This is a genomic window from Actinocrispum wychmicini (assembly GCF_004345645.1).
In the GTDB taxonomy this organism is placed as follows: domain Bacteria; phylum Actinomycetota; class Actinomycetes; order Mycobacteriales; family Pseudonocardiaceae; genus Kibdelosporangium; species Kibdelosporangium wychmicini.
In genome coordinates, this window is sequence record NZ_SLWS01000003.1 from 752,337 (window position 1) to 769,348 (window position 17,012).

The window sequence follows — 17,012 nt, forward strand, 5'->3', positions numbered from 1 at the left end:
GGTCTCATTATCGACATTGACTTATATAAGCGCGGTCTGTAGCTTGGCCGCATGATCGATGTGACCCAGCAGATCAGCGCCGTGCGCCGGCACGTCGGCACGCGCGTCCTTGAGGCGGGCGAGGCCCGTGTGCTGACTCTCAGCCAGTCCTACGACACCGACATCAAGGACCTGTGGGACGCGTGCACGAACGTCGACCGCATTCCCCGTTGGTTCCTGCCGGTGACTGGTGAGCTGCGCGTCGGCGGCCAGTACCAGCTCACGGGCAACGCGGGCGGCACGGTCGAACGATGCGACCCACCGAAGAGCTTCGCCGCGACCTGGGAGTACGGCGGCGAGGTGTCCTGGATCGAGGTGCGGCTGTCGGCCGATCCGGATGGCCGGGCCCGGTTCGAACTGGAACACGTGGCGCACGTGGACGACAAGCGCTGGGCGGAGTTCGGTCCGGGCGCGGTCGGCGTCGGCTGGGACGGGATGCTGATGGGCCTCACCCTGCACCTGACCAGCGGCGGCGAGCGGGTGGACCCGCAGGAGGTCATCGCGTTCATGATGTCCCCGGAGGGCCTGGGGTTCGTCACGTCGAGCAGCGAGCTGTGGCGTGACGAGAGCATCGCGGCCGGCACCCCCGCCGACGAGGCCAACGCGGCGGCCGACCGGGTCACCGCGTTCTACACGACACCGCCGGAGAGCTAGCCGGTGACCGTGCGGAGGAATCCGGCGAGGTTGGCCAGGGTGCGGTCGACCTGCTCGGCCAGGGTGAGCGACTCGGGCAGCCGGGCGCCGGGTTCGACGTCCTTCTTCCCGCGCAGGTAGAGCGAGCAGGCCAGGTCGGTGCACATGTACGACCCGACCGAGTTGCCCTGCTGTCCGTCGCGGCCGGCCTTGCGCGCGGTCATCAATGAGACGCCGCCTGCCGTGTGCGTGGTCAGGCACAGCGCGCACATGCCTCGCCGCACCCGCCCCGACTGCGCGGCTCGGCGCAGCGCAACTCCCACGAACCCGTCGCCGTCCTCGGCGACAATGTAGGCGCGTTCCGGCGCGGCCGGGTCCTGCCAGCCGAGGAAGTCCAGGTCGTCCCACGGCCGGCCGGCCAGGTCCCGGGGGACGGTCAGCCGTTTCGCCTCTCCTTTGGTGCAGTTGACGAACGAGGCACGGATGTCGCGCTCGGTGACTGGTCTCATGACTCCGAAGCTAACTCGCCTAGAGGTATTAGGCAAATGCTTAATACCTCTAGGATGGGGTTATGGCACGCACTGGGGTGACCGTGGAGCGCCTGACCCAGGCGGCGGCGGACCTGGCCGACGAGGTCGGCTTCGACAACGTGACCGTCTCGGCGCTCGCGCGCGGGTTCGGCGTCAAGGACGCCAGCCTGTACTCCCACATCAAGAACGCCCGGGACCTGCGGGTCCGAGTGGCGGTGCTGGCCCTGGAGGAACTGGCCGACCGGGTGGCCGAGGCGTTGGCCGGCCGGTCGGGTAAGGACGCGTTGGTGGCGTTCGCGAACGCCTACCGGGACTACGCGAAGCGGCATCCAGGCAGGTACACGGCCGCGCGGAGGGAGCTTGACCCGGAGTCCGCGGTGGCCGCCGCCGCTGTCCGGCACGCGGAGATGACGCGGGCGATCCTGCGCGGCTATCGGCTGGCCGAGCCGGCTGAGACGGACGCGGTGCGGTTGCTGCACAGCGTGTTCCACGGGTATGTGAGCCTGGAGACGGCGGGCGGATTCGTCCGGGGGCGCGCCGCGGAGGCCTCGTGGACCAGGGCGCTGGACGCGCTGGATGCCGTGTTACGGAACTGGCCACCGGAAACTGTCGGTGCCGGCTGATAAAAAGACGACCATGCGGATCGATGTGCGACAGCGCCGCGCCCGGCTGGGCGTGCGGCACCTGCTCGCGGCCAAGGCGCAGGCCGTCGAGCCGGTTGCCGCTGTTGAGTCGATAGCTGACGGGTTGGTCGCGTTGCATGCCACCGATCCGGCGACTGTGCACTTGTCGGTCGCGGCGAGGTCGCGCGTGCCGGACGTGACCGGGGTGGAGCGGGCGCTGTACGAGGATCGCGTGCTGGTGCGGATGCTCGGGATGCGCCGGACGATGTTCGTGGTGCGGTCCGGGTTGGTGCCGGTCGTGCAGGAGGCGTGCACCAGGGATGTCGCGGCCCGGGAGCGACGAGGGCTGGTGCAGGCGTTGGCCGAGGCGGGCCGGACCGCGGCCTGGCTGTCCGATGTGGAGGATGCCGTGGTGGCGGCGTTGGCCACGCGCGGTGCGGCGACCGCGGCGGAGTTGGCGGCCGACGAACCACGGTTGCGTACCGAACTGGTGTACGCGCCGGGCAAAAGCTACGGCGGGACTGCCTACATCACCTCGCGGGTGTTGGGGTTGTTGGCGGCGGACGGGCGGATCGTGCGGGGCCGGCCGCGCGGGTCGTGGCTCAGCGGCCAGTATTCGTGGTCCACGTTGGACACATGGTTACCCGGTCGCCCGGAGGTGTGGTCGGCGGAGTCCGCGCGGGTCGAGTTGGCGCGGCGGTGGCTGCGCGCCTTCGGCCCGGCACCGGTCGCGGACCTGCGATGGTGGGCCGGCTGGACAGTGGGGCAGACCAAGAAGGCACTGGCCGAACTCGGGCCGGTCGAGGTCGACCTGGACGGTGTCGACGGCATCGCCTTGGCCGACGACCTCGCCCCAGTGGCCGAGCCGGCGCCGTGGGTGGCGTTGCTGCCCGGTCTGGATCCGACACCGATGGGCTGGCAGTCCCGCGACTGGTTCCTGGGCGGCCACGCCCGGGCCCTGTTCGACCGGTCCGGCAACATCGGCCCGACAGTGTGGTGCGACGGCCGAACAGTGGGCGGCTGGGCGCAGCACCCATCGGGCGAGATCGCGGTGCGCCTGCTTGAGGACGTCGGAGCCGACACCACAGCCACGATCGCGGCCGAAGCGGAGCGGCTGCGCCTGTGGCTGGGCGACGTGCGGATCACACCACGGTTCCGTACACCCTTGGAACGAGAGCTGTCCTCAAGTTCCGACCGGTAGCCCTCGGCCCGGCAAATGTCGCGCCTGTGGTGGTTCTGCGCGCGCCCGGGTGCTCGCGGAAGGTCGGGCCGACGTGTCGACCTGTGGCACGCGTGGGCAGGGGGCTCGGTCCTCTCCAACGTTCTGGAATGCGACCTGCGACGGGCGCACCGGCAGTTTGCTGTAGTCACCGGCAGCCCGCCGCCGCTACCACCGCTCGTCGGCGGTGGCAGCGGCGGCGGGGTTTGAGCGCCGGCTGGCGGAGAGGTCCGGACTGGTGTGGGTTGCCGGCCGAGCCGGGGGCTCATCTCGCTGTCACGCACGGGTCGGCGGCGGGCCAGTGGTGCTGTGTCAGGACGGCAGCGGGCGAGCAGGGGGAGGTTCCCGTCGACCCGCTGTTGTCTCCTGAGTAGGTCCAGGCCTGCCGCCGACTCGTGCGTGTCCGGTCACCCCGCGAGTGGGCCACCGATCAGCTGCTGGGCGTGCTTCGGTTCAGGAGGTGAGTCGGGTGTCGAAGTGGGCTTTGCCGGTGTGGGTGAGCCAGGCGTCGAAGTCCATCAGGTCCGGGTGCAGTGCCCGCAGGGCGGGGATGTCGGCCTGCCAGCCGTCGGCGAGGAACTCGACCACGGCGCGGATGTTCGCGATGGGGTATCCGTTGCGGGTGGCGAACTCGTCGGGGTTCTCGTGCACGTAGGTGATGTCCCGGCCGGTGGACGCGCGGGCGGCGGCGATCATCCGCTCGTGGGTGAGTTCGTCGCCGGCGAGCTCCCAGGCGTGGCCGGCGTAGGTGTCCGGGTCGGCGAACGCGGCCGCGGCGAACCAGCCGATGTCGTGCACGGCGATCATCTGTACCTGCTGGTCTGGTGCCCAGAGGTCGCGGAGCTGTCCGGTGTGGACGTCCACTGTGTTCGGCAGGTTCTCCATGAACCGTACCGGTCGCAGCATGGTGGCGGGCAGGCCGAGGGCTCGGATGTGTTCCTCGATCTGCCACTTGACGCCCCAGCCGTCGGCGTTCGCGATGCGGTCGGCGCCGGCCATCGAGGTGTGCACGATGTGCTCGACGCCGGCCGCGGCCGCGGCGTCGGCGAGGGTGATGGCGCACTGGGCTTCGTTCTCGGCGCGGGCCTGGACGCTGAACACTCCGTCCACTCCGGACAGTGCGGTGTCCACGGACGCCCGGTCGGCCAGGTCGCCGACGGCTAACGCCACCCCCGCGTCGGCCAGGGCCCGGGCGGCCGGGGTGTGCGGGTCGCGGACGAGCGCGCGGACGGACTCGCCGCGGGCCAGCAGGGCGTGGGCGGTCGCACCGCCTTGCTTGCCGGTCGCTCCGGTGACCAGGATCATGCTGTCCTCCTTGGGAAAAGAAACGTGCTGAACAGTGCGGCCGCGGCGAAGAGCGCGCTGACCACGAACGTGCCGCCGAGGCTGGCGCCGCCGGCCGCGACCGTCACCAGGACGGCGAGGCCGACCGCTCCCCCGGTCTGTTGGAGTGCCTGCATCGCGCCGGACGCGGCGCCGGCGTCGGCCGGGCCGGCGCCGTTGAGGATGGTGAGGCTGGTCGGCGGGAAGGCGGTCCCGACGCCGACCCCCAGCAGCAGCATCGGGACCAGCAGGCCGGTGAGGTACTGGCTGTCCGGGCCGAGCCGCGACAGCCACAGGTCAGCGGCCAGAACGAGGCCGATTCCGGTGATCACCATCGGTTTCGGCCCGTAGCGGGGCAGCAGGCGGGGCACCAGCCGGACGACGACGATCATGACCGCCGGCAGCGGGAGCAGCCCCAGCCCGGCCTGCAGCGGCGTGAACCGCAGTTGGTGCTGCAGGAACTGGGTGAGGAAGAAGAACGCGCCGAACATCGCCGCGGGCAGCAGCGTCATGATCAGGTACGCGGCGGCGCGGGACCGTTCGGTGAACAGCCGCAGCGGCGCGATCGGCTGGGCCACCCGGGCCTCGGTCGCGATGAAGCCGGCGAGCAGCCCTGCGGCGAGCACCAACGCGGCGATCGTGCCCGGGTCGCCCCAGCCGGCGTCGGCGGCACGGATGAACCCGTACACCAGGCTGGCCATGCCGAGGGTCGAGGTGAGCGCGCCGGCGAGGTCGAAGCGGCCGGGTCGGCGTTCGGTCTCGCGGATCACCAGCGGCGCGGCCGCGGCGATCGCCAGGCCGATGGGCACGTTGATGAACAGTGCCCATCGCCAGGATCCGACCGACGTGATCAGCCCGCCGAGCAGCATGCCGATCGCCGCGCCCGATCCGGACACAGTCGAGTAGATGCCGACCGCGCGGGTGCGCGCCGGGCCTTCGGCGAACGTCGTGTTGATCAGCGCCAGCGCGCCGGGCGCGGCCAAGGCGCCGCCGACGCCTTGCACGACACGAGCGGTGAGCAGCCACGCGGGGCTCTGGGCGAGGCCGCCGGCCAGTGAGGCGGCGGTGAACAGCAGGATGCCGGTGACGTACACCTGGCGGCGGCCGAGGATGTCGCCGGCGCGGCCGCCGAGCAGCAGCAGCCCACCGAACGCGAGCATGTAGGCGTTCTGCACCCAGGACAGCCCGGCGGCGGAGAAGCCGAGGCCGGCCTGGATGCGCGGTAGGGCGATGACCATGACGGTCGCGTCCAGCACGATCATCAGCTGGCAGGTGACGATGATCGCCAGGGTGACGGCCGGATTCGCGGCGCGGATCCGGGAGGTGCCCGGGGCGGTGGAGGTGGACATGGGTGTACCGCGCTCCTTGCGGGACAATGGGCGTCAGGAAGAGTCCGGCGTTGGACACGTCGACGCTAAGCGGGGACAATCTCCGGTTACCTGGTCCAACATACGGAGACAGTCCCCGTTTGACAAGGGGTGGTGATCGAATGACAGGTACGGTGGGTCCCGCACGCCCGATGCGCGCGGACGCCCGACGCAACTACGACCGGCTGCTGGACGCGGCCAAGGCGGCGTTCGCCGAGCACGGCACCGACGCGCCCCTCGACGACATCGCCAAACGCGCGGGGGTCGGCTCCGGCACGCTCTACCGGCACTTCCCCACCCGGACGGACCTGATCGAGGCCGTGTTCGTCCAGCGGATCAGCCTCATGGTCGCGGTCGCCGCCGAACTGGCGGAGGGCACCGACCCGGAGGAGTCCCTGCGGACGTTCATGCGGCAGGTCGTCGAGCAGTCGATCACCTACCGTGGCCTGGCCGGCGCGCTGGTGGTCGCGCTGCACGAACAGGGCTCGGAAGTCGCCCGCAGCTGTCACACGATGGTGCTCGAAGCGGCCGACCGGCTGGGCGACCGGGCCAAGCAGGCGGGCGTGATCCGCGCCGACGTCAACATGCGTGACCTGCTCAAACTGGTGAACGGAATCGCGATGGCCGCCGAGAAGGACGCCGGCGCCGACCCCGCCCTGGTCGACCGGCTGATCGCGTTGATCCTCAACGGGTTGCGCCCAACACCGTGATCACCCCGCGGCAACGCCGGAGCTGTGGTCGAGTCTTCGGCGTGGGCACCGTGAAATGACCGCTGTGTGGTGGTCGTTATGGGATGATCACGGGGTGTCCGGCGACCTGATCCGCCAGTTGCCCAAGCTTGTCATCCCCGCCAGCGTTGAACCGGCCATGTTGCGGGCCATGTTGGCGCAGGCCGTGGCGTCGCTGCCGGCGTTGCCGCCCGCGGACCCCGCTGAGCGGTATGGGATCCGCGCGTTGACTGTGTTGTGGCTTGAGGCGGACAAGACCGAGCACACGCGTCGCGCGTATTTCGCGGATGTGGCCGCGTGGTTGGACTGGTGTGACCGCACCGGGTTGGATCCGTTGGCGGCGCGGCGGGCCGATGTGGACGGGTGGAAGGCCACGATCACGGTTGTCGGCAAGGACGGGTCGGTTCGGCCGGCGTCATCGTCCACTGTGGCCCGCCGGCTGGCCGCGGTGTCCAGTTGGTACCAGTATCTGGAGGACAACGAGGTCGCCGACCGCAATCCGGTGTCGGCGGTGAAACGGCCCAAGGTGGACCGCCAGTCCCCGTTTCCGGCGTTGGGCGAGGCCGAGACGGCGACGCTGCTGGACCACGTGGCCCGGCGCGCGGCGCGCCTGGGCACCGAGGCCGCCCACCGTGACTCGGCGCTGCTGTCGCTGATGTTCCACACCGGACTACGCGTGTCCGGGGTGACCGCGGCCCAGGTGGACGACCTCGGTCACGACCGCGGCCACCGGATCCTGTGGTACACCAAGAAAGGCCAGACCCGCGACTTCGTGCCGCTCGCGCCCCCGGTGCTGGCGGCGCTCGACGCGTATCTGGCGTTGCGCGCCGAACGTGCGGGCACGATGACCGGCCCGCTGCTGGTCACGACCCCGCATCCGCATGATCCCGCCCGGCCGGGTGGCCGTCCGTTGACCCAACGGGACGTGTGGCTGGCGATGCGCCGGTACGCCCGCGACGCCGGGCTGGCCGCCGCCGACAGCATCACCCCGCACACCTCACGGCGGACCGTGGCCACCACCCTGCTGGCCAACGGCGTCCCGATCGAGAAGGTGCAGGACCTGTTGTCCCACAACGACATTCGCGTCACCCGCGGCTACGACGCGGCCCGTCACAAGCTGGACTCCTCGCCGGTGTACACGCTCGCGTCGGTGATCAGCCGCCATCAGCCGGAGTGAACACGATCGTGGTCTTCACCTCGGAGTCCTCCAGTGCCCGGGGCACCGGGACGTCGTAGCGGACCAGTTCGGTGAACCGCTCCCTCGGCAGGTGCGCCCGACCCGGGTCGCCGACCAAGACGGTCGCGCCGCGCCGCCGCAGCCGCTGGATGAACGGCATCATCCGCGCGGTCATCGCCTTGTCGTAGAAGATGTCGCCGGCCAGCAGCACTTCGGCGCCGTCGGCGTCCCCGTCGACCAGGTCACCGAGCTCGGTCTCGATGGTGACGTCGTTGGCGTCGGCGTTCAGCAGGATGGCGTCGATGGCGAACGGGTCGATCTCGTTGGCCACCACCCGCGCGGCGCCCGCCTTGGCCGCGGCGATCGCCACCACCCCACAGCCGGAGGCGAGGTCGAGAACGTGTTTGCCGGCCACGATCCCCGGATGGTCGAGCACGTACCGCGCCAGTGCCTGCCCGCCCGCCCACGCGAACGCCCAGAACGGCGGCGCGAGCCCCGCCTGCCCCACTTCCGCCTCCACCCGCTCCCACAGGTCGAACGCGTCCTCCGCCAGGTACAACGCGATCTCGGGAACGTGCGGGGCGTGCGACAGCCGCGTGTGGGCCCGGACGAATGCGGTCATCCGGCCATGGTCCCACCCAGCCACGGCGCCAAGGCTGCCGAGTCCGGCCGGTGATCCTGGACGTCGACTGGTCCAGATGCAGACCGAGGTGACGCGACGCACCCGGCTCGAACCAGTCACGACTGTTTTCGCGGAACAGCCGGATGACGACCTAGCCGGGTGTGAACGGCATCCAGGCGGTATTCAGTCGATGCCCCGGTCGCGCAGTCAATCGAGCAGGGCCGCCGTCAGCCGGGGACGTTCGCGTAACCGACCACCGGCACCCAGTTCACGATGTCGATGACGGCACGGGGAATCGCACGTCGGTGAGCTCCTCGGACACCTCCCACAGGCGACGGGCCACGTCCTGGTCGTAGGCCGGTTTGGCGGCGTGCACCACGCCTGGGTGGCCGCGCTGCTCGAACAACCCCTTCGGGCCGACGAAGCTGGCGCCGGGCAGATCCGGGTACGTGGCCGCGTACAGGCTAGGCAACGCTCCCATATCCTGCGGCTGCGCGAACAACGCGTTGCCCACGGTCATGACCAACCTGTCGAGCGTTCTGCCGGACGCCTTCGCGCTCGTGGACTGCAGGTTCGTCGCGGCGTAGCCGGGGTGTGCGGCGTAGCTACGCACCGAGTCCGAACGACGGTCCAGTTCGAACGCGAACAACAAGTTCGCCAGCTTCGACTGGCCGTACGCGCCCCACTTGCGATACCCGTGGGCGCCTTGCAGGTCGTCGAAGTCGATCCGGCCCATCCGGTGCAGGCCGCTGGACACGGTCACCACCCGCGAGTTCGGCCGGGCGGCCAGCATTTCGAACAGCCGGCCGGTCAACGCGAAGTGCCCCAGGTGGTTGGTGCCGAACTGGGCCTCGAAGCCGTCCACGGTCTCCCGGCGCGGCAACGCCATCACACCCGCGTTGTTCACCAGCAGGTCCAGCCCGTCGTACTCCTTGCCGATCAGTTCGGCGAACTCCCGCACCGACACCAACGACGCCAGGTCCAGCCGCTGTGGCGTGATCTTTCCGGCCGGCGCCACCGCACGGACCGCGGCCGCGGCGTCCGCGCCGCGTTTCGGATCCCGGCAGGCGAGCACGACCTCGGCCCCGGCGCGGGCCAGCTCTCTGGCCGTGACCAGGCCGAGGCCACTGTTGGCCCCGGTGACGACGGCAACCCGGCCGGTCTGGTCCGGGATGTCCGCCGCGGTCCACTTGGTACTCATCGAACTCCTTTCGCGACGCAACGGTGCGTTGCGTTTCACGGTACCCGGGTGGGAACCACAACGCAACGTCGCGTAGTGTTAACGGCGTGTTCCGGGCGAAACGACGAGGAAAAGGGCCGCGCGACGCGGCCGCGATCTACAGCGCCACCGTGGACCTGCTCGTCCTGAACGGCTACGAAGGCCTGACGATCGAAGGCGTCGCGGCCCACTCCAAGGTGAACAAGACCACCATCTACCGCTGGTGGCCCTCCAAGGACGCGCTGCTGGCCGCTACCTTGGAACAGTCCCACATCCTCGAACTGACCGTGGCCGACACCGGCAGCCTCCGCGGCGACCTGATCGGTGTGGTCGACCAGGTGGTCCGAATGCTGACCATCGAGCCGGGCGGCCGGATCGCCCGCGCCGCACTCGGCGGCCTCGACCGCCCCGGCCTGTCGTTCTTCGTCCGGATGTTCTGCGAGAAACGCGCCAAACAGGAAGCGCCCATCTTCGAACGCGCCAAGCAGCGCGGCGAACTGGCCGAGGACGTCGACCCGACCATGGTCGTGGACCTGCTGGCCGGGGCGATCTGGTTCCGCTTGCTGGTGCGTCAGGCACCGATGCCCGACGGCTACACCGAAGCGATAGTGGACGCCGTTCTGACCGGTCTCCGCCAGTCGTCGTAGGCCAGGTGTCTTAGCCACCGGACAGTATCGGTGTCAGCTCTTGACAACGATGTCAGCACTGCGTTGGGCTGTGGCGCGCCCCTCGGGTCACCGCAGGGGCCGGTTCCCCCTCGACGCGGAGGCGACACCCATGCGGCACCGGCGCAGCGGCTGGCCCAGACCACTGATCACCCGACTGGCGGCCGCGACCGCCGGCGTGGCACTCTGCCTCACGGCACTGGCCGTCCCCGCTACCGCCGCCCCGGAGGGGACCACGGACTTCGCCTCCTCGTTCGAACCCGGCGACCCCCAGCCGGCCTGGACCGACACCGCCGAGACCCTCCCGTCCGGCGCCCCGAAAGCGGCCGGCGTGACCAGCGACGACCCGACCCGCATCCCGGGCGACATCACCGACCAGGTCACCGAGGTCACCGCCAACGGCGAGAACACCGGCTCCGGCGAGGTCAAGGAGAACCTGGTCGACCACGACCCGGCCACCAAGTGGCTGGTGTTCCAGTCGACCGGCTGGGTGCGGTTCACGTTCGCCGAACCCGTCGACGTCGTCCGCTACGCCCTCACCTCGGCCAACGACTTCCCCGGCCGCGACCCGCGCGACTGGACCCTCAGCGGCTCCACGGACGGCCAGACCTGGACCGTGATCGACACCCGCACCGGCCAGACCTTCGCCAACCGGTTCCAGACCAACGAGTACAAGTTCACCAACACCACCAAGTACCGGTACTACCAGCTGGACTTCACCAAGAACAACGGCGACCCGATCCTGCAGCTGGCCGAAGCCCAGTTCTCCGAGACCACCCCGGCCGCCGAAGCCCGCATCGCCGTCGCCCCGAACATGTCCACCACCGTCGGCAACGGCCCCACCAGCGCCTACACCGCCAAAACCAAAGTCGGGTTCACCGGCCACAAAGCGTTCCGGTACGTCGGCACCCACACCGCCACCGGCCGCGCCTACTCGTACAACAAGGTGTTCGACGTCAACGTTGTCGTCACCCCGCAGACCCAGCTGTCCTACACGATCTTCCCCGAGTTCCTCCTCGACGACCTCACCTACCCCAGCACGTACGCAGCCCTGGACCTCGCGTTCGACGACGGCACGTACCTCAGCGACCTCGGCGCGGCCGACCAACGCGGATTCGGCCTCACCCCACAGGCCCAAGGCGCCTCGAAAGCCCTCTACACCAACCAGTGGAACCACATCGCCGCCACCATCGGCACGGTCGCGGCCGGCAAGACGATCAAACGCGTCCTGCTCGCCTACGACAACCCCCAGGGCCCGACCGGGTTCAAAGGCTGGATCGACGACGTCAAGATCACCGGACACCCCACCGCCAAACCCTCCGCGCACCTGTCCGACCACGTCCTGACCACCCGCGGCACCAACGCCACCCGGAACTTCTCCCGCGGCAACAACTACCCCGCCACCGCCGTCCCGCACGGGTTCAACTTCTGGACCCCGATGACCGACGCCGGCAGCATGAACTGGCTCTACGAGTACGCCAGAGCCAACAACGCCGACAACAAACCCACCCTCCAGGCGTTCGAGGCCAGCCACGAACCCAGCCCCTGGATGGGCGACCGGCAGACCTTCCAGGTCATGCCCGCCAGCGCCGACGGCGTCCCCAACGCCGACCGCGACGCCCGCGCCCTGCCGTTCACCCACGACAACGAGACCGCCCAAGCCCACTACTACAGCGTCCAGTTCGACAACGGCGTCCGCACCGAGATCACCCCCACCGACCACGCCGCGATGTTCCGCTTCGGCTTCCCCGGCGCCGCCAACCTGATCTTCGACAACGTCACCAACGACGGCGGCCTCACCCTCGACCCCGCCAACCGCACCATCAGCGGCTACTCCGACGTCCGAAGCGACCTCTCCGCCGGCGCCGGCCGTCTGTTCGTGTACGCCACCTTCGACAAGCCCGTCACCGCCGGCGGCATGCTCCCCGGCGGCGCCGGCCCCAACGTCACCGGATACCTCAAGTTCGACACCGGCGACACCAAGACCGTCACCATGAAGATCGCCACCTCCCTGATCAGCGTCGACCAGGCCCGCAAGAACCTCACCACCGAGATCACCGCGAACGACACCTTTGACACCGTCCGCGACCGCGCCCAACGCGCCTGGGACGACCAGCTCAAAGTCATCCAGGTCGAAGGCGCCACCACCGACCAGCTCACCACCCTCTACTCCAACCTGTACCGCCTGTTCCTCTACCCCAACTCCGGATTCGAGAACACCGGCACCCCACAGACGCCGAAATACCAGTACGCCAGCGCCTGGTCGGCCATGACCGGCCAGAACACCCCGACCCGCACCGGCGCCAAGATCGTCGACGGCAAGGTCTACGTCAACAACGGCTTCTGGGACACCTACCGCACCACCTGGCCCGCCTACGCCCTGCTCACCCCCACCCAAGCCGGCGACATGGTCGACGGGTTCGTCCAGCAGTTCCGCGACGGCGGCTGGATCGCCCGCTGGTCCTCCCCCGGCTACGCCAACCTGATGACCGGCACCAGCTCCGACGTCGCCTTCGCGGACGCCTACGTCAAAGGCATCACCAACTTCGACGTCCAAGGCGCCTACGACGCCGCCATCCGCAACGCCACCGTCACCCCACCCAACGTCACCGACTCCAGCGTCGGCCGCAAAGGCATCGACAAGTCCATCTTCCTCGGCTACACCCCCACCTCCGTCGGCGAAGGCATGTCCTGGGCGATGGAGGGCTACATCAACGACTACGGCATCTCCCAACTCGCCCAAGCCCTGTCCGACAAAGCCGCACCCAACGACCCACGCAAACGGGAGTACCAGGAGAACGCCGAATACTTCCGCAACCGCGCCCAGAACTACGTCAACATGTTCGACCCGAACATCGGGTTCTTCCAGGGCAAGACCGACGACGGCAAATGGCGCCTGCCCAAGGACCAGTACGACCCCCGCGTCTGGGGCGGCGACTACACCGAGACCGACGGCTGGAACATGGCCTTCACCGTCCCCCAGGACGGCCAAGGCCTCGCCAACCTCTACGGCGGCCGCGACAAACTCGCCCAGAAACTCGACCAGTTCTTCACCACCCCGGAAACCGCCCGCTTCCCCGGCTCCTACGGCGGCACCATCCACGAGATGATCGAAGCCCGCGACGTCCGCATGGGCCAGTACGGGCACTCCAACCAACCCTCCCACCACATCCCGTACATGTACGACTTCACCGGCCAGCCCTCGAAAACCCAGGCCAAGGTCCGCGAGATCACCAACCGCCTCTACCTCGGCAGCGAAATCGGCCAGGGCTACCCCGGTGACGAGGACAACGGCGAGATGTCCGCCTGGTACATCTTCTCCGCCCTCGGGTTCTACCCACTGCAGATGGGCAGCCCCACCTACGCCATCGGCTCACCCCTGTTCACCAAAGCCACCATCAACCTGCAGAACGGCCGCCAACTCGTCATCAACGCCCCCAAGAACTCACGGCAGAACGTGTACGTCCAAAACCTCAAGGTCAACGGCAAGCCCTACGACAAGACGTTCCTGCCGCACGACCTGCTCGCCGCCGGCGGCACCCTCGACTTCGACATGGGCCCCAAACCCTCCTCCTGGGGCACCGGCGCCGACGCCGTGTTCCCGTCGCTGACCAAGGACAACACGGTGCCCACGCCACTGCGGGACGTCTCCGGCAACGGCAAAACCGACGGCCCGACAGCGGTATTCGACAACAACTCCGGCACCGAAGCGCCCGTCTCGTCGATCACCTACACCCCGGCCCGCCCCAACGACGTCGTCACGTTCTACACCGTCACCTCCGGCAAGAACACCGGCGCCGACCCCTCCAGATGGGTCCTCAAAGGCTCCTTCGACGGCAAGAACTGGGCCGTGGTGGACGAACGCCGCGACCAGAAGTTCACCTGGCGCCAACAAACCAAGGCCTTCCAGGTCACCGCCCCCAGCCGCTACACCCAGTACCGGCTGGAGTTCACCGGCACCCCGACCGTCGCCGAACTGGAGTTCCTCGCCAAACCCACCCCGGCCTGCACCCAGACCATCACCGGCACCCACAACGGACCACTCCAGGTCACCGGCGTGACCTGCCTGCAGGACGCCACCCAGAACGGACCCGTCCAGATCACCCCCGGCGCCTCCCTCTACGCCTTCGGCGGCACCGTCAACGGACCCGTCACCGGCGTCGGCGCGACCGCGGTCGCCCTGATCGGCACCCAGGTCACCGGACCCGTCTCCCTCACCCGCACCACCGGCGAGCTCAGCGTCGGCGCCGCCACCATCACCGGCCCAGTGTCCCTTGTGGACAACAACGGCCCGGTGATCGGCTCGGCCACCGTCCACGGCCCGCTCAGCTGCACCGGCAACAACCCCGCACCCAGCAACAACGGCCTGACCAACACCGTGCAAGGACCCCGCAGCGGCCAGTGCGCGAACCTGTAGCACCAACCGTGGGCGGGCTGCCCCGGCCCGCCCACGGGTAGAATCACCTGATCATGCAGCCCGACGTCTACCTGCTCATCCTGGGCGACCACCTGCCAGACCCACGAACCGGCCGGACCGTGTCCGAACCGGACCGCCTACGCGCCATGGTCCACCAGGCGATCGTGGCCGAGCAGTCGGGCTTCACCGGCGTCGCCATCGGCGAACACCACTTCACCCGCTACATCGTCTCCGCCCCGGAACTCCTCCTCGCCGCCATCGCCGCCCGAACCACCACCCTGCGCCTGTCCACCGGCGTCACCCTGCTCCCCCACCGCGACCCCGTCCGCGTCGCCGAAGAACTCGCCACCCTCGACGTCCTGTCCAACGGACGAGCCGAACTCGTCGTCGCCCGAGGCGTCTCGAAACAGACCGACATCGCCTTCGGCATCTCCTCCGACGACCTCAGACCCCGCTTCGACGAATACCTACGCCTGCTCCTGCAACTGCTGTGCTCCGAGAACGTCACCTGGCACGGCACCTTCCGCGCCCCACTCACCAACGTCACCACCACCCCCCGCCCGATCCAAACCCCACACCCACCCGTGTGGATCGGCAGCGGATCGGCGATCTCCGCGGACCTCGCGGCCGAACTGGGCATGCCCTTGATGCTCCCGAGCACCCTGCGCTCACCGGACGCGTACCTGGAAATCGTGACCCGATACCGGTCGCTGATGTCCTCACCAGGCCGAGTCGCGTTGCCCAGCCACGTGTTCGTGTCACCGGACAACGCCCGGGAGAAGTGGCGGCCCTACCTGTCGGCCTACGCGACCTTCGCGGATCCACTTCGGGGCGACGGCGAGCCGGTGGACGTGGACCGGCTGATGGAAGGCTCCGCGGTCTGCGGCGACCCGGCAGAGGTGGCGGACAGACTGAACTGCTTACAGAAACTACTGGGCCTGGACGCTCATCTGGTGCTGATCGACGTCGGCGGACTGCCCCAGAACGACGTGCTGGCCACGATCCGGTTGTTCGGTGCGGAGGTCATTCCGCAGCTTGCCGCCTGACCAACTTCGTCAAGTCGACGGTCATCGGGAACGGCTTGGTGGTCGTGAATGTCGACCCGATAATCGGACCGCTGTCGACGTATCCAGAATCCCGAGTGAGTTCACAGGCGAGCAGGGAAAGTCCCTTGTTCACGTCGATAATCCAGTAGTTGGGAATCCCAGCATCGGCGTACTCGGCTCGCTTGACCCTGTTGTCCATCCGTCGGGAACCCGGCGACACGAACTCCACCGCCAGCAGTACATCTGCTGCCCGTATCAGTTTGCCTTGGTCTTCTGCCCGTTCGAAGGCTGCTTCGTCGCCGACGATGAGGTCTGGTTGACGCACGGTCCCCGGCTCGTCTGGTTCATCAAATTCCAGGTCGACATCGATCTCGGCGACTACCCCTAGACCTTCAGGTAGCTGGTCCTCGATCTGCCTGGCGAGCGCCAGCAAGCCCTTCATATGGCGCAGCTTGGGACTCGGCGACATCACGATGATGCCCTCCTGCAGCTCGGTTCGGTATTCGGTCTCGCCGAGCGCCGCATACTCACCAACTGTGTACAGATGCACTTCTGTGTCAGTCGGCAGCTGCTCCATCGCTGTCACGGCTCCTCCTCAACTCTTGCTCCGCCGAGCTTGGCATGAGCATCAAAACCCGATAGAGAGCCTACCGGTTGCCGTCAGTGACCGCGTTTCTGACTATCCAGAATTCACCCGGGTGGCGATGCCGTCGAGGACGTAACCCAGGCCGATGTCGAACAGTGTGTCCGCGTCCGGGTGCGTGGCGTCTTCGACCACTTTGGCCAGGGTGGGGAATTCGCCGGTCGCGATCAGGCGGCTCAGGTAAGGGCCCGCCCAGGTCTGCCACTGTTGCTCGGTCCGGCCCGAGATGCGTTCCACGTGCAGGTCGGTGATCTCCGCTTTCACCGCCCCCACCACGTAGGCGTTCACCGTGCTCGAGACGTGCATGGCCGTGTCGATGTCGCCGAAACTGGCGTACAGCGCGGCCAGGGACGCTTCGACGTACGCCAGGGTGTGCGGGCCGAGGTTGGGGCGGCCGCCGAGGAGGTCGGCGAGCCACTCGTGCCGTAGGACGGCGGTGCGGATGCCGTGGGCGAGGGACGTCAGTGACGCTCGCCAGGGCAGGCCGGGGTCGGTCAGGGGGATCTCGCCGAAGACCGCGTCCACCATCAGGTCGAGCAGTTCGTCCTTGGTGGACATGTAGCCGTAGAGGCGCATGGGGCCCGCGTTCAGGTCGGCCGCGACCTTGCGCAGGGACACCGCTTCCATGCCGTCCGCGTCGGCCAGCCTGATGGCCGCCTGGACGATCATGTCCCGGCTCAACGGGGTCGGCGACGGCCGCTGCGGGGGTTCTGGCCGGTCCCAGACCAGCTTCGATTCGTCCACGAACCGACGATACACCG

At 68.8% G+C, this 17,012-nt stretch carries 15 protein-coding genes; 8 read left to right on the top strand and 7 right to left on the bottom strand.

Annotated features, from left to right (window positions below):
* Window positions 1-51: 51 nt before the first annotated feature.
* Complete coding sequence (locus EV192_RS17415) at window positions 52-693, top strand: SRPBCC family protein (protein WP_132116435.1); 642 nt, start codon at window positions 52-54, stop codon at window positions 691-693.
* Here the strand turns inward: EV192_RS17415 and EV192_RS17420 are convergent.
* A complete protein-coding gene (locus EV192_RS17420; RefSeq protein WP_132116437.1) occupies window positions 690-1,181 on the bottom strand; it encodes an FBP domain-containing protein in 492 nt (163 codons plus the stop codon). The two genes, EV192_RS17415 and EV192_RS17420, sit on opposite strands and share 4 nt — an antisense overlap.
* A 62-nt stretch (window positions 1,182-1,243) precedes the next feature.
* Between EV192_RS17420 and EV192_RS17425 the strand changes: the two genes are divergently transcribed.
* The gene (locus EV192_RS17425; RefSeq protein ID WP_132116439.1) at window positions 1,244-1,825 is read left to right on the top strand and encodes a TetR/AcrR family transcriptional regulator; all 582 of its coding nucleotides are present in this window, start codon (window positions 1,244-1,246) and stop codon (window positions 1,823-1,825) included.
* A gap of 13 nt (window positions 1,826-1,838) precedes the next feature.
* Complete coding sequence (locus EV192_RS17430) at window positions 1,839-3,026, top strand: winged helix DNA-binding domain-containing protein (protein WP_132116441.1); 1,188 nt, start codon at window positions 1,839-1,841, stop codon at window positions 3,024-3,026.
* Window positions 3,027-3,497: 471 nt separating this feature from the next.
* Here EV192_RS17430 and EV192_RS17435 read toward each other — a convergent pair whose 3' ends face one another.
* Window positions 3,498-4,349, bottom strand: coding sequence for an NmrA family NAD(P)-binding protein (locus EV192_RS17435; RefSeq protein WP_132116443.1), 852 nt, complete (start codon window positions 4,347-4,349; stop codon window positions 3,498-3,500).
* Window positions 4,346-5,716 carry an MFS transporter gene (locus EV192_RS17440; RefSeq protein WP_132116445.1) on the bottom strand — a complete coding sequence of 457 codons (1,371 nt, stop codon included), beginning with the start codon at window positions 5,714-5,716 and terminating at the stop codon, window positions 4,346-4,348. The genes EV192_RS17435 and EV192_RS17440 overlap by 4 nt, the downstream gene beginning before the upstream one ends.
* A gap of 140 nt (window positions 5,717-5,856) precedes the next feature.
* Here EV192_RS17440 and EV192_RS17445 point away from each other — a divergent pair, with 140 nt between their 5' ends.
* Together EV192_RS17445 and EV192_RS17450 are read left to right on the top strand one after the other, a co-directional pair.
* Window positions 5,857-6,444 (top strand): TetR/AcrR family transcriptional regulator, encoded by a 588-nt coding sequence (locus EV192_RS17445; protein ID WP_132116447.1) that lies wholly within the window; start codon window positions 5,857-5,859, stop codon window positions 6,442-6,444.
* Between the two features lie 55 nt (window positions 6,445-6,499).
* Entirely contained in the window at window positions 6,500-7,639 is a 1,140-nt protein-coding gene (locus tag EV192_RS17450; protein WP_132116449.1) for a tyrosine-type recombinase/integrase, read from the top strand.
* Here EV192_RS17450 and EV192_RS17455 read toward each other — a convergent pair.
* Together EV192_RS17455 and EV192_RS17460 are read right to left on the bottom strand one after the other, a co-directional pair.
* Window positions 7,617-8,261, bottom strand: a complete 645-nt coding sequence (locus EV192_RS17455; protein WP_132116451.1) for a class I SAM-dependent methyltransferase — start codon at window positions 8,259-8,261, stop codon at window positions 7,617-7,619. The genes EV192_RS17450 and EV192_RS17455 overlap by 23 nt on opposite strands.
* 268 nt (window positions 8,262-8,529) lie before the next feature.
* Window positions 8,530-9,462, bottom strand: a complete 933-nt coding sequence (locus EV192_RS17460; RefSeq protein WP_132116453.1) for an oxidoreductase — start codon at window positions 9,460-9,462, stop codon at window positions 8,530-8,532.
* 86 nt (window positions 9,463-9,548) lie between these two features.
* Here EV192_RS17460 and EV192_RS17465 point away from each other — a divergent pair, with 86 nt between their 5' ends.
* The 3 genes from EV192_RS17465 to EV192_RS17475 all read left to right on the top strand — a co-directional run bounded on the left by EV192_RS17465 (window position 9,549) and on the right by EV192_RS17475 (window position 15,608).
* Window positions 9,549-10,127, top strand: coding sequence for a TetR/AcrR family transcriptional regulator (locus EV192_RS17465; RefSeq protein WP_132116455.1), 579 nt, complete (start codon window positions 9,549-9,551; stop codon window positions 10,125-10,127).
* A 130-nt stretch (window positions 10,128-10,257) separates the two neighbouring features.
* Complete coding sequence (locus EV192_RS17470) at window positions 10,258-14,562, top strand: GH92 family glycosyl hydrolase (protein WP_132116457.1); 4,305 nt, start codon at window positions 10,258-10,260, stop codon at window positions 14,560-14,562.
* 53 nt (window positions 14,563-14,615) lie between these two features.
* Entirely contained in the window at window positions 14,616-15,608 is a 993-nt protein-coding gene (locus EV192_RS17475) for an LLM class flavin-dependent oxidoreductase (RefSeq protein ID WP_132116459.1), read from the top strand.
* Here EV192_RS17475 and EV192_RS17480 read toward each other — a convergent pair.
* Entirely contained in the window at window positions 15,586-16,185 is a 600-nt protein-coding gene (locus EV192_RS17480) for a Uma2 family endonuclease (RefSeq protein WP_132116844.1), read from the bottom strand. The two genes, EV192_RS17475 and EV192_RS17480, sit on opposite strands and share 23 nt — an antisense overlap.
* A 102-nt stretch (window positions 16,186-16,287) precedes the next feature.
* The gene (locus EV192_RS17485) at window positions 16,288-16,995 is read right to left on the bottom strand and encodes a TetR/AcrR family transcriptional regulator C-terminal domain-containing protein (protein ID WP_243726895.1); all 708 of its coding nucleotides are present in this window, start codon (window positions 16,993-16,995) and stop codon (window positions 16,288-16,290) included.
* Window positions 16,996-17,012: the final 17 nt, after the last annotated feature.

Excerpts from the sequence above, each read along its gene's own strand:
- EV192_RS17420 (WP_132116437.1), bottom strand. The coding sequence starts at position 1,181 with ATGAGACCAGTCACCGAGCGCGACATCCGTGCCTCGTTCGTCAACTGC.
- EV192_RS17475 (WP_132116459.1), top strand. The coding sequence starts at position 14,616 with ATGCAGCCCGACGTCTACCTGCTCATCCTGGGCGACCACCTGCCAGAC.
- EV192_RS17440 (WP_132116445.1), bottom strand. The coding sequence starts at position 5,716 with ATGTCCACCTCCACCGCCCCGGGCACCTCCCGGATCCGCGCCGCGAAT.
- EV192_RS17435 (WP_132116443.1), bottom strand. The coding sequence starts at position 4,349 with ATGATCCTGGTCACCGGAGCGACCGGCAAGCAAGGCGGTGCGACCGCC.
- EV192_RS17445 (WP_132116447.1), top strand. The coding sequence starts at position 5,857 with ATGACAGGTACGGTGGGTCCCGCACGCCCGATGCGCGCGGACGCCCGA.
- EV192_RS17430 (WP_132116441.1), top strand. The coding sequence starts at position 1,839 with ATGCGGATCGATGTGCGACAGCGCCGCGCCCGGCTGGGCGTGCGGCAC.
- EV192_RS17455 (WP_132116451.1), bottom strand. The coding sequence starts at position 8,261 with ATGACCGCATTCGTCCGGGCCCACACGCGGCTGTCGCACGCCCCGCAC.
- EV192_RS17470 (WP_132116457.1), top strand. The coding sequence starts at position 10,258 with ATGCGGCACCGGCGCAGCGGCTGGCCCAGACCACTGATCACCCGACTG.
- EV192_RS17450 (WP_132116449.1), top strand. The coding sequence starts at position 6,500 with ATGACCGCTGTGTGGTGGTCGTTATGGGATGATCACGGGGTGTCCGGC.
- EV192_RS17460 (WP_132116453.1), bottom strand. The coding sequence starts at position 9,462 with ATGAGTACCAAGTGGACCGCGGCGGACATCCCGGACCAGACCGGCCGG.
- EV192_RS17425 (WP_132116439.1), top strand. The coding sequence starts at position 1,244 with ATGGCACGCACTGGGGTGACCGTGGAGCGCCTGACCCAGGCGGCGGCG.
- EV192_RS17415 (WP_132116435.1), top strand. The coding sequence starts at position 52 with ATGATCGATGTGACCCAGCAGATCAGCGCCGTGCGCCGGCACGTCGGC.
- EV192_RS17480 (WP_132116844.1), bottom strand. The coding sequence starts at position 16,185 with ATGGAGCAGCTGCCGACTGACACAGAAGTGCATCTGTACACAGTTGGT.